Consider the following 12532-nt stretch of genomic DNA (forward strand, 5'->3'; position numbering starts at 1 on the left):
TTCACCAGAGAATTAACACACTAGGAGGAAATTTAGATGAAGCTCAAACCCAAATTAATGGCAATGTTTCTGGCCGCAGTGCTAATTACTGCACTGCCTCTTGCCCTTCTCGGTCTCTATCAGACAGAAAATCAGGCCACTCGCAATGTTGAATCTCTTCTGAATGGATTAATGACGTCCGCGACCAACCAATTAGAAGGATGGATTGACAGCAATGCCAAGGTTGTTGAGACCTTAGGCTTTGTCATTGAGCAAGCGGTGCCTGAAGGCACACTTACCGAAGATTATTTTAAAATCATGAACATGGGCAATAACCAACAGAATTTATCCGATTTGTATTTCGGCTCCGAAAAGGACGGCGCCTTCATGAATGGATCAGATTGGACACCAGAAGCTGGCTATGATCCCCGTCAGCGTCCTTGGTATGAACAAGCCAAACAATCCAATGCTTTAATATTCACTGATCCTTATCAGGATATGATGACCCAAAAGTATGCTGTATCCATGGCGATGCCAGTACACAACAAGCAAGGTGATCTGGAAGGTGTCGTTTCCGGCGTTCTTTTACTGTCGACATTAACGGATACGGTAGAAAAAATAAATTTGAACGGACTCGGATACTCTTTCTTAATAGATAGGAACGGGCTGCTTCTGGCTCATCCTGACGCTAAACTCGTAAACACTTCTGCTAAAGAAAATTCCGAATTAAGTCCGATGCTGGCAGATATGCAGAGCAATGCTTCAGGCCAGCGATCGTTCCATTATAATGGCGAAGGCTACCTGCTGTTTTACAAACAGATTCCGAGTACAGGCTGGGTGATTGGTTCTGTTATCTCAGAGAAACTCGCATACGCCGAATTTTACCAGTTGCGTAATAATTACATTCTCATCATTGGTGTAACACTGCTGGCTGTACTGGCCGGGGCTTACTGGGTTGCTGCTCTGTTTATCAAACCGTTGAAGCAACTGCATCAAACCTCCATACAAATGTCTGAGGGTGACTTCACGGGGCGAGTGAAGGCTAAGGGCAAGGATGAATTTGCCGAACTGGGCAGCGCATTTAATCAGATGTCTGATCAACTCGGCACACTGCTGCGTCAAGTTACCGGCTCAGCTGAACGAGTCCACACGATCTCGGAAGAAATGCAGGAGCATACAGATAACACCAAACGCATCGCAGAGCAGATTTCGATTGCAACAGACGAGCTGGCTCAAGGGTCCAGTACGCAGGCTGAATCCGTCTACAATGGTTCAGGGCGCCTGGCTGAAATGAGCGATAGTGTTGGTGGTATTAACGACAGTGTCGAACAATCTGTCGTGATGATGCGCGAAGCAGGAGAAGCTATGCTTGCGGGTCTGCAAGCTGTTGAGCACCAGGTTATGCTTGCCGATGGCAACCGCCATTCAATGGATCGGGTGGGTGAGTCGATTACGCTGCTGACAGACAAATCGCAGAAAATCGAGGGTATTGTCGCTATGATTCAGGGCATTGCTTCCCAGACCAATCTGCTGGCGCTGAACGCATCTATTGAAGCAGCAAGGGCGGGAGAACACGGGCGCGGCTTTGCGGTTGTAGCTGAGGAAGTTCGCAAGCTCGCGGAACAATCGGCCGACTCGGCCAAAGAAATTATCGTGCTGCTTGAGGAAATTCAGACAGCCAGCGGTCTGAGCGTAGGTGAAGTTCATGCTGCAGAACAGGGGATGGAGCAGCAGGTCGCTGCTGTGCACGAGATGCGTGAGTCCTTTGTTCGAATCAAGCAGTCTATCGACGGGATTGAAAAACAGCTGAAGCAAGTATCTTCTGCGACTACAGAGCTGGACGACAATGCAGGCAAAGTGGCCGAGATCATCTCCAGCGTTGCCGCTATGTCGGAGCAGAGCGCCGCTTCTACGGAGGAAGTAGCTTCCTCCACACAGGAGCAATTCAATTACATCACCAGCATCGCTGAACGTTCGAATGAACTAGCGGAGCAATCGAAGGCACTTGCAGCCGAGGTGAAGAAGTTTAAAGTGTAGCTGTACTCTGACGGGTTATGGAAAACCTGAAAGAAAGCACGCCAATGCACTGCTCGCTGGATTCCGAATGAAATGCACCAAGATGACATGTCAGAATTGAGCAGCATAACATAGCAAATAGACCTCAACTTCCACCATTTGGTGAGATGAGGTCTATTTGCTATGCTTACTTGCCCTGAACTGCTGGTGCTTGGCCTGCCGAATCTCGAACAACCAGCTCTGGCTTGAGCACAATTTTCTGCGCGGTTGTCTGTTCGGCCTGTATTCCATCCTTGAGTTCGTCAATAAGCAGATCCACTGCATGGCGCCCCAAATCCTCTATGGGCTGGGCAACCGTTGTCAGCGGCGGATTCGTTACGGAAGCGAGAATGGTGTTATCAAATCCGATAATGGATACATCATGCGGCACACGCAGACCTAATTCCTTGGCCGCTTGAAGTGCACCAATCGCCTGGATATCATTACAGCAGAAGAGGCCAGTGGGATAGTTCTGCTCGCCGAGCAGTCTTAGCGCTTCTTGTTTAGCTGAACCGAGATCTGCTGCCGATTCGCGAATCTGAATCGGCTCCAGCATATGTCCTGCCTTGTTAAGAGCCTCGCGGAAGCCGCGCACCCGCTCCTGACTGCTGCTGACTTTGGACGGCTCTGACAGAACTGCCAGGCGTGTGTGCCCCAGTTCCAGCAGATGCTGTGCAGCCAAAGTTCCGCCCAGCCTGTCGTCAATGGTGACGGTATGCACCGACAGAGCAGGCATATGGCGAGCAATCAACGCAACAGGCATGGATTGCTGCAGCAGCGGTGACAGAATCTCGGCGTTATCGATCCCTGTTCCGATCATCATGCCATCGACTCTTTTTTGCTGCAACAGATTGAGGTACCGCTCCACCCGCTCGTCCTTGTTATCCGTACTGCAGATGACTACGCTATACCCTAGCTGGCGGCTGCGATCCTCCACGGCCCGGGCAAGCTCGGCAAAATAAGGATTGGATATATCGGGGACGAGCAAACCCAGTGTGTATGTCTGCTTGCCAGTCAGGGCAGCGGCAATCGCACTCGGCTGATAGTGCAGGCGTTCCATGATCTCCATAATCTCGGCGCGGCGTTTCTCGCTGATCTTGCCTTTGCCGTTTATGACCTGAGAGACGGTAGCAATGGATACCCCCGCCTCGCGTGCTATATCGTAAATGGTTGCTTTCATCGTTTTTCCCCATTTGTGCTATATATAAATTCATTATACATAGATGATTATTCTCTTCTTATTATGAAGGGGGAATACTGCTTACGCAATGTGAAGACGAAATTACTTATTAATTTTACTTTTACTTTTACCTTTACTTTTTGAACAACCACTCATGATCGGGATCATTATGGAATTTCCATGTCCGGGTTGGTCCTGCCATCACATTCAGATAATACACCTCATACCCTGGAGGGGCACCTACAGGATGATATCCGTTCGGCACAAGCACCACTTCACCGTTCTTCACAGCAAGTGTCTCGTCTACAGAGCGGTCATCGGTATAGACACGTTGAATCGCAAAGCCCTGCTCCGGCTGTACGCGGAAATAATACGTTTCCTCCAACAACGATTCATCCGGGAGTGCATCCCGATCGTGTTTATGCGGCGGATAGCTTGACCAGTGACCGTCTGGTGTGAACACTTCAACGACCAGCAGGCTGTCTGCTTCTTTTTGCTCAGGTAAAATGTTATGAATATGCCGCTCCAGGTTGCCGTAACCGCGGCCTTCCACACCCACATCCTCGGGTGCAATCAGGCGCGAAGGATAGGTGCCTTTCCCCGGTGCTGCACAGATTGCGATCTCCAGATCGGTAAGTGCGGTAACCTGCACCTGATCCGATGCGGAGACATAGACCGAGTACGGAGGAATCTTTTCAAAAACACTCATTCGTTTCCCGATGTTCTCCCATGTCTGTTCACGCGTGCTCACATTCGCAAGCCCGCTCAAAAGCACGATACAGAGCTCCTGGTCGCCACTCTCCCGGCTCAGTTTCTCCCCAGCTGCAAGCTTCGCCACCTGAAATCCGACATATTCCCAGCCAGCAGACTCTGGAGTTACGGTTAACACTGTTCCATCTGCCTCCGGGTTCACGGCCGGTTTAACGATAAGTTCTGACATGCTGCGATCCACTCCTTCCAGATTCATTCATTACTTGGTAGTGTTTGTTCTTGCGTAATTTTTTCATTGCATAATACAACTAACGAACGCTCAGTTCATATAACCTGACACGTGACCTAGATAAGTTGAACTATTCATTTACACGTTAACGGAGAGGACAGAAAAAACCGGAAAAAGCGTAGCGGTCGCCTTTATCACCGGATTTTTCCCTTTGGAAAAGGGAATCAAAAAAATCTGGGGATAACAGCGATTGGAAGGTTGTTCTGTCATCGGAGTGGATGGTGTAAAATCTTTAGTTCAACTTATATATTTATATAGATATCGTTGCTTGCCAGATGCTACAGCACTGCGGACTGCGAGCCCTGCAATGCACCTTGGACTTCGCTCATCTTCACGGGTCTTCCCAGCTCCACAGACAGCTTGGCTGCCAAGGCGATTCGCTCAGCCTGTACCGCATCATTTCCGTCCACAGTTACCGGTTTATCCTGAATAATCGCATCAATGAACAGAGCTGTCTCCTGCACATAAGCTTCGTTGTAACGTTCAAGGAAGAAGTGCAGCGGTTTATCACGCATCAGTCCAGCCGCTGTGCTGATCTGTGCCGTATTCGGATGGTCATTATCCGCCGCCACACTGCCCAGCGAACCGAACACTTCGACACGCTGATCATATCCGTACACAGCCTGACGGCTGTTATCAATCACGCCAATCGCTCCATTCGCAAATGTCAACGTCACAATGGCCGTATCCACATCGCCATGCTCTGCGAACACCGGATTAATGAGCACCTTGCCTTTGGCATATACTTCTTCTACTTCACTTCCTGACAAATAACGGGCCATATCGAAATCGTGAATCATCATATCCATGAAAATTCCACCAGATACCCGAATGTACTCCGCTGGCGGCGGGCTCGGGTCACGGGAAGTGATCTTGAGTATATGCGGATCACCAATAGTGCCTTCCAGCACATGTGAACGTACTCTTCTGAAATTATGGTCAAAACGCCGGTTAAATCCGATCTGGAGCTTCACGCCCGCCTTCGCTACAGCTGCTACAGCCGCTTCCGTCTGGGACAAGTCCATGCTGACCGGCTTCTCACAGAAAATATGCTTGCCCGCTTGAGCCGCTTGCTCGATCAGAGGCACATGTGTATCGGTTGAGGAACAGATCAACACAGCATCAATATTCGGCATTGCAATCAGCTCGCTGCTGTCCTTGGTTACTACAGAGATGCCGCGTTCAGTTGCCCATGCCTCCAGTTCAGGACCTGCAAACAGATCACTGATGGCCACGATCTCCGCCTGCGGATGACGCAGCAGGTTGTCCGCATGAATTTTACCGATCCGTCCGGCCCCGATGATACCAATTCTTACTTTGTCCTTGCCCATTCCGTTATCCTCCCTATATGCGTCCCTATGGTGTTAATGAGCTGAGCTCTCACTCAGCCCCTACATGTAAACACTGCACTGTGTCTTCACGACTACCAGCGTGTGGTTACCATTTTTTTACGTGTGTAGAACTCAACACCATCGGTGCCGTTAGCGTGCAAATCTCCATAGAATGATTTCTTCCAGCCGGAGAATGGGAAGAAGGCCATCGGTGCCGGAACGCCCAGGTTAATACCAAGCATACCCGCATCGATTGTTTCACGGAACTGGCGCATATTCGCACCGCTGCGAGTAAACAGACATGCCCCGTTGGCAAAGTCCGAACGGTTTGCCAGTTCAACAGCTTCCTCCAATGTCTCTACTCTTGCCACCGAAAGCACCGGAGCAAAGATCTCATCTTTCCAGATTTTCATCGTGCTATCTACATGATCAAAGACCGTTGGCCCTACGAAATAACCGGAACCGTCAGTAGCCTGATCCTTCCGTCCATCCCGAATCAATGCTGCGCCTTCCTGCTCGCCTGATTCGATGTAACCCAGTGTGCGCTCTTTGTGAGGACCACGAATGACCGGGCCAAGGAACACACCTTCGTCCATACCGTTACCAATGTTGATGCGATCCGCAGCTTCGACCAGCTTCTGTACGAGGGCATCTGCCACATCACCAACAGCAACGACCACGGAGCAAGCCATGCAGCGTTCACCCGCTGATCCAAAGGCCGCACTGGTGATCTCCTTAACGGTCAGATCGAGATCAGCATCCGGCATAACGATGGAGTGGTTTTTCGCTCCAGCCAGTGCCTGAACACGTTTGCCATTAGCAGATGCTGTTTTATACACATATTCCGCAACAGGCTGTGATCCGACAAAGGAAATCGCCGCGACTTCTTTATGCTCGAGCAATCCGTTAACTACATCATGTGCACCGTGCACAATGTTAAGCACACCATCCGGCAGCCCTGCTTCCTTGAAAAGCTCTGCCAAACGTCCTGCCAGCAGCGGTGTACGCTCAGACGGCTTCAGAACAAAGGTGTTGCCGCAAGCAATCGCCAGCGGGAACATCCAGCAAGGTACCATCATCGGGAAGTTGAACGGGGTGATTCCGCCAATTACGCCAATCGGATAACGGAACATGCCTGATTCCAGCCCTGTAGCGATATCAGGCAGCTGCTTACCCATCATGAGGTTCGGCGCACCTGCTGCGAACTCAACGCACTCAATGCCGCGCAGTACCTCTCCATACGCCTCGGCGTAGCTTTTACCATTTTCCAATGTGACCAGTCTCGCCAGCTCTTCCCAATTCTCCACCAGCAATTGCTGATAGCGGAACAGAATGCGAGCACGACGGGGCACCGGTGTGCTGCTCCATGACTTGAATGCCTCGCGTGCAGTCTGCACGGCCAGATCCACATCAGCCTGCTCGGACAACGGTACGTATGCAATAATCTCCTCTGTAGCCGGGTTTACTACCGGTTCAGTCCAGGTTGTTGACGGGGCTACCCAAGCTCCCCCGATCCAGTTTTGTACATTCGTCACTGCTGCAGACGCTTCTGAAGTCCCTTTTCCCATGTGTGCTGTCTCCCCTCGTTTATGTGCTTCTTATGCGCTTCATGCACGTTTCTTGTGCCTCTTCCTATCCAATGTTCTTCGCCAGATCACTCAATCTATCGTATGTGCCGCTTAGGACGGAATTATCTCGCCCCGGTCGCAGCGTTCGATGTAGTCATTCACTTGTTCAACGGTTGGCATCGCATCCGAGCAGCTGTGGCTGGAGATGACGATACTTGCCGCTGCACTTCCATAACTCATACTGCGCTCGATTGTCCAGCCCTGCATCAAACCATAGAGGAATCCTGCGGCGTAGGAGTCACCTGCGCCAAACGTTTTGACCACACGAGCAGGGTAACTGTTTGCCCGATGCGACAGGCCTTCGCGTGTATAGGCAATGGAGCCTTCCTTGCCGTGCTTGATCACCACAATATTGGCTGAAAAATCAAACCATTTCTGAGCTGTCACCTGATCACTATGCTCCGGGTTGTGCTCGAATGTCTCCATCATATCGAATTCTTCCCGTGTACCCAGGATGATATCGCACTTCTCGGCAGCAAGGTTGTAGTAGACCGCTGTCTCCTCATCCGATGTCCATGTGTATGGACGATAGTCCAGGTCAAACACAATGACAGTACCATGTTTTTTGGCATAGGTCAGGGCTTGAAGAACCGCTTCCCGGGAAGGACTCTGTGCCAGAGCTGTACCGGAGATCAGCAATACTTTGGAATCCGCAATCAGCTGCTCCTGTACCTCGCTTGCCTGTAATAACAGATCGGCCACGTTGTCGCGATACATCAGGATGCTGCAGTCTGTCGGACTCTTGATTTCTGTAAAAGCAAGACCAGTTACTGCGCCCGTGTTGTCCGTCACCACATTGGAGGTATCAATCCCGTTTTTCTCCAGATAACTTTGGATGAAGCGGCCCATCTGGTCACCTGCAATTTTGCCGATAAAGGCAGTCTCCATCCCGAGTCTGGACATCCCGATCGTAATATTCGCCGGAGAACCACCCACATATTTGGTGAACGTCATCGTCTCTTCCATCGGGCGGTTAATCTCATTGGCATTCAAGTCGATACACAAGCGGCCAATGGCCGTGAAATCCTTTTTCCTTGAGGCCGGAAAGGATACGTAAGTCATCGTGTAAGAGCCCCTTTCTATCGTGAAATTGTATATAAGTTAATTCCTTGTCTTTAACTGCGCTGATACAGAGACTCCATGTAGCTCAGGGAGCGCTTCGCATACTCATACGGATTGTGAATCGCCGGGTCCTGTTCTCCTTCAAGCATCGCCCAGCCATCATAACCGCGATTGATCAGCTCTTGCAGAATGGGTTCAAAATCAATGCATCCATCTCCCGGTACGGTGAACACGCCTCTTCGAATGCAGCCAACAAAATCTGATTGTTCTGCTCGCGCCTGGTCCAGCACATCCGGCCGGATATCTTTCAGATGAATATAGGCAATCCGGTCATAGTGTTTACGCAATACTTCAAGCGGGTCAGCTCCGCCATAATAGGCATGGCCTGTATCAAAGAGCAAGTACACCAGTGAAGGGTCTGTCAGCTCCATCAAACGATCAATTTCCTCCGGCTGTTCAACGACCGTGCCCCCGTGATGGTGATAGGTGAGCTTCAAACCATACTCCTGAGCGATAGCTCCCGCCTGGTTCAAGCCTTCAGCAAGAACATGCCATTCGGCATCGCTGAGTCTAAGCACTTCTTTTTCATTCGGTGTCCGTCTTGGATCAAAATGAAGCGACCCGCCTACTTCCGCGGTGCTTATCACCTTGCTGCCCATGGATTGCAGAAACTCCGCATGCCTGCGATAGTCATCCAGTTCTGCCTGGCGATATGCCGGATCAGAGAACAGCACGGATTTCCACTGAGAGATCAGTTTAATGTTTCGCTTGCTCAATTCCTCACGCAAGGTTGCTGGATCAGTCGGATATTTGCGGCCCATCTCTGTACCGGTCAATCCCAGGCGCTGAATATCATCGAGAATCTGGGCACAAGTGGTGTCATCACCATGCTCCTTTACATCTTCGCCGACCCAGTTGATCGGATGAATCCCAAGCTGAAATGGCAGCTTGCTCATGGTTTCACGGCTCCTTTGGTTGGTCATCTTAATAACACGATCTGTGTAATCTATCGTTATGTCATGAAAAATCAATGCAATGGATGAATATATAAAATCCGTTTAAACAAGTTTTGCTTTGCCGCGATTGGTTTTCATCGCCTCATGAGCACGAACTACTTTTTCCTCCACAGATACCTCAGGTACACCGACATTCCACCATGATTCATATCCGCTTGTGTTGGTTCCCGGTACAACCGGAATTTCAATCAAGGTCGTTACGGTTTCATTCTTGGCATCACGGATTGCCTGCTCCAGCTGCTCGGCGGTTTCTGCTCGATATGCTTTGGCTCCCATACTGCGTGCGTGAGCTTCAAAATCCATTGGCATATAGTCTCCGGTCAAACGGCCACTTTCTGCCTCACGATAACGGAACTCGTTCCCAAACCCGTCACTGCCGTGTTCACGCTGTAAATTATGAATGCATTGGAATCCATTGTTATTAAACAGGAGAATAGTCATCTTTCTCTGTTCCTGCAAGCTTGTCACCAGCTCGGAATGCAGCATCAGGTAACTGCCGTCACCTACCATGGCGTACACTTCACGCTCCGGCTCTGCAAGTGCTGCGCCGAATGCTCCGCTAACCTCGTATCCCATACATGAGAAACCATATTCCATATGGTAGGTCTTAGGTTCAGCCGCACGCCACAGGCGATGCAGATCACCTGGAAGGCTTCCCGCCGCACAGATAATGACCGAAGATGGATCAATTGTACGGTTTACGATGCCAACTGCTGTCGTCTGTGCAAGACCAGCTTCATGTTGTACAGCGTACAGCCGATCTACTTCCGCAGTCCATTGATCACGCAGCTCCGCTACCTCAGATGTCCCGTAGCCAGTGTGATACTGTTTGGCCAGTAATCCCTTCTGCAATGCTTGTAATCCCTCACGAGCATCTGCAAGAATCGCTTCTCCGCCCAGCTTGGCAGCATCCATGCTATTCAAGTTGATGTTAATAAATTTCACTTCCGGATGTTGAAAAGCTGCATGCGACGCCGTTGTAAAATCGGAAAATCTTGTGCCCACGCCGATCACTACATCCGCTTCTTTAGCCAAACGATTGGCTGCCAGAGAACCGGTTACCCCGATAGCTCCCACATTCAGCGGGTGATCCCAAGCTACTGCACTCTTTCCGGCCTGCGTCTCAGCCATTGGAATGCCGAAAGTCTCAGCAAATTCGATCAATTGAGCCGATGCTTCGGAGTACAGTACCCCGCCACCAGCAACAAGCAATGGCTTTTTGCCGCGAGCAATCTCATCTACTGCCCGTTCGATCGCTGCAGGCACAGGGGGCCTGCGATCGAGATAATGCACCTTGCGGGCAAAAAATGATTCAGGATAATCATAGGCTTCTGCCTGCACGTCCTGAGGCAATGCCAGGGTTACAGCACCTGTTTCAGCCGGGTCTGTCAGCACCCGCATCGCATTTGCAGCAGCTACCATCAGCTGTTCTGGACGAACGATACGATCCCAGTATTTGCTGACCGCTTTGAACGGGTCCGTAGCAGAGATCGTATAGTCACTGCTGACTTCAAGCTGCTGCAACACTGGGTCCGGTTCACGTGTAGCAAAGTTGTCTCCAGGAAGAAGCAATACCGGAATCCGGTTCACTGTTGCTGTCGCTGCCGCTGTAATCATATTCAATGCACCTGGTCCAATGGACGTTGTACATGCATAGATTTGTTTACGGTTCTTCTGTTTGGCGTAAGCTGCTGCTGTATGCACCATGCCCTGTTCATTTTTCCCCTGCATATATGTGAGGCTTCCAGGACTGCGCTCCAGTGCTTCCCCAATCCCTGTTACGTTACCGTGTCCGAATATTCCGATAATGCCTTTAACAAATTTGGTTTCTACCCCGTCTACTGAAATATATTGCTGATCCAGATACCGAAGCAGAGCCTGAGCCATCGTAAGTCGAATCGTTGTCATGATATGATCGCCATCCTTTCCTTTACGGGTTAAGCGCTTAATCTAAGTTAAGTTTAAGCGCCTTACCCCTAAAGGTTAAGCGCTTAATTCATATGGTATTACAGGCTGAGCATTTTCGCAAGCTATTTTTGTAAGCGTTTTATTAAAAATAGAGATGATTTCAGTAAAATAAGGGTGTAAAGGGGGGCTTACGATAAGTTTAGATCAAGGCTAAATGGTTTTTCTAGTTGATGAATGTATCGTGTCAGGCAGGCTGGAGGATCACAGGGGTAAGGAAGGTAGACCATGAACTATGGAAATAACGCTGCTTCTATGATCAAAAAAAAAAGAAAGAGACGGCATCAGCTGTCTCTTTCTTCTCAATATATAAAGCGGGTGATGGGAATCGAACCCACGCTATTAGCTTGGAAGGCTAAAGTTCTACCATTGAACTACACCCGCATAAAACAAAAAAATCGGGATGACACGATTTGAACATGCGACCCCCTGGTCCCAAACCAGGTGCTCTACCAAGCTGAGCTACATCCCGTTATATATACCGGCGAGAGGACTCGAACCTCCACGGTTTCCCACTCGATTTTGAGTCGAGCGCGTCTGCCATTCCGCCACGCCGGCATAGTTATTCTTTTAGTGAAAATAATGGCGCGCCCTGAGAGATTCGAACTCCCGGCCTTTTGATTCGTAGTCAAACGCTCTATCCAGCTGAGCTAAGGGCGCAAAATTGGAGCGGAAGACGGGAATCGAACCCGCGACCCTCGCCTTGGCAAGGCGATGCTCTACCGCTGAGCCACTTCCGCAAAATAAAGGATGCGCGTGGAGGGACTTGAACCCCCACGTCAAAGACGCTAGATCCTAAGTCTAGTGCGTCTGCCAATTCCGCCACACGCGCATATAATAAAAGTGAGTCATGAAGGATTCGAACCTTCGACACCCTGATTAAAAGTCAGGTGCTCTACCAACTGAGCTAATGACTCATAATAAAACTGGTGGAGGATGATGGATTCGAACCACCGAACCCGTACGGGAGCAGATTTACAGTCTGATGCGTTTGGCCACTTCGCTAATCCTCCATAAAAGTGGTGCCGGCGAGAGGACTTGAACCCCCAACCTACTGATTACAAGTCAGTTGCTCTACCAGTTGAGCTACACCGGCGTATCAAATTGTTATATTCAAGGTGGCTCGGGACGGAATCGAACCGCCGACACGAGGATTTTCAGTCCTCTGCTCTACCGACTGAGCTACCGAGCCATATTAAGGATTCTCATCCCTGAAGCATTTAAGAATGGCGGAACCGACGGGATTCGAACCCGCGATCTCCTGCGTGACAGGCAGGCATGTTAGGCCAACTACACCACGGTTCCAGATCACTTTC

8 protein-coding genes and 11 tRNA genes are annotated in these 12532 nt (G+C 50.0%); 1 reads left to right on the top strand and 18 read right to left on the bottom strand.

Features of this window, described 5'->3' with window-relative positions:
* The first annotated feature begins 36 nt into the window (after positions 1-36).
* Entirely contained in the window at positions 37-2016 is a 1980-nt protein-coding gene (locus tag HNR77_RS28970; protein ID WP_184191408.1) for a methyl-accepting chemotaxis protein, read from the top strand.
* 166 nt (positions 2017-2182) lie between these two features.
* On the opposite strand, the gene HNR77_RS28975 is transcribed toward HNR77_RS28970, so the two are convergent.
* From HNR77_RS28975 to HNR77_RS29060, 18 genes are all read right to left on the bottom strand, one after another.
* Positions 2183-3214 (bottom strand): LacI family DNA-binding transcriptional regulator, encoded by a 1032-nt coding sequence (locus HNR77_RS28975; RefSeq protein WP_184191409.1) that lies wholly within the window; start codon positions 3212-3214, stop codon positions 2183-2185.
* A gap of 133 nt (positions 3215-3347) precedes the next feature.
* On the bottom strand, positions 3348-4154 hold the full coding sequence (gene iolB / locus HNR77_RS28980) for a 5-deoxy-glucuronate isomerase (protein ID WP_184191411.1): 807 nt from the start codon (positions 4152-4154) through the stop codon (positions 3348-3350).
* A 338-nt stretch (positions 4155-4492) separates the two neighbouring features.
* A complete protein-coding gene (gene iolG, locus HNR77_RS28985) occupies positions 4493-5545 on the bottom strand; it encodes an inositol 2-dehydrogenase (protein ID WP_184191413.1) in 1053 nt (350 codons plus the stop codon).
* Between the two features lie 92 nt (positions 5546-5637).
* Positions 5638-7113 carry a CoA-acylating methylmalonate-semialdehyde dehydrogenase gene (locus tag HNR77_RS28990; protein ID WP_221444040.1) on the bottom strand — a complete coding sequence of 492 codons (1476 nt, stop codon included), beginning with the start codon at positions 7111-7113 and terminating at the stop codon, positions 5638-5640.
* Between the two features lie 111 nt (positions 7114-7224).
* Complete coding sequence (gene iolC / locus HNR77_RS28995; protein ID WP_184191415.1) at positions 7225-8235, bottom strand: 5-dehydro-2-deoxygluconokinase; 1011 nt, start codon at positions 8233-8235, stop codon at positions 7225-7227.
* 53 nt (positions 8236-8288) lie between these two features.
* Entirely contained in the window at positions 8289-9191 is a 903-nt protein-coding gene (gene iolE / locus HNR77_RS29000) for a myo-inosose-2 dehydratase (protein WP_184191417.1), read from the bottom strand.
* Between the two features lie 102 nt (positions 9192-9293).
* Complete coding sequence (gene iolD / locus HNR77_RS29005; RefSeq protein WP_184191418.1) at positions 9294-11159, bottom strand: 3D-(3,5/4)-trihydroxycyclohexane-1,2-dione acylhydrolase (decyclizing); 1866 nt, start codon at positions 11157-11159, stop codon at positions 9294-9296.
* 370 nt (positions 11160-11529) lie between these two features.
* Positions 11530-11600: transfer RNA gene (locus HNR77_RS29010), tRNA-Gly, on the bottom strand.
* Positions 11601-11614: 14 nt separating this feature from the next.
* Positions 11615-11688: transfer RNA gene (locus tag HNR77_RS29015), tRNA-Pro, on the bottom strand.
* Positions 11689-11695: 7 nt separating this feature from the next.
* Positions 11696-11774, bottom strand: a tRNA-Leu gene (locus tag HNR77_RS29020).
* A 25-nt stretch (positions 11775-11799) separates the two neighbouring features.
* A tRNA-Arg gene (locus HNR77_RS29025) sits at positions 11800-11876 on the bottom strand.
* A 5-nt stretch (positions 11877-11881) separates the two neighbouring features.
* Positions 11882-11956: transfer RNA gene (locus HNR77_RS29030), tRNA-Gly, on the bottom strand.
* 11 nt (positions 11957-11967) lie between these two features.
* A tRNA-Leu gene (locus HNR77_RS29035) sits at positions 11968-12048 on the bottom strand.
* A 12-nt stretch (positions 12049-12060) separates the two neighbouring features.
* Positions 12061-12133, bottom strand: a tRNA-Lys gene (locus tag HNR77_RS29040).
* A gap of 10 nt (positions 12134-12143) precedes the next feature.
* Positions 12144-12229, bottom strand: a tRNA-Tyr gene (locus HNR77_RS29045).
* 7 nt (positions 12230-12236) lie between these two features.
* Positions 12237-12312, bottom strand: a tRNA-Thr gene (locus tag HNR77_RS29050).
* 23 nt (positions 12313-12335) lie between these two features.
* Positions 12336-12408 (bottom strand) — tRNA-Phe (locus HNR77_RS29055).
* Positions 12409-12443: 35 nt separating this feature from the next.
* Positions 12444-12521 (bottom strand) — tRNA-Asp (locus HNR77_RS29060).
* Positions 12522-12532 lie beyond the last annotated feature (11 nt).

It is taken from the genome of Paenibacillus sp. JGP012, assembly GCF_014203995.1.
GTDB classification, from domain to species: domain Bacteria; phylum Bacillota; class Bacilli; order Paenibacillales; family Paenibacillaceae; genus Paenibacillus; species Paenibacillus silvae.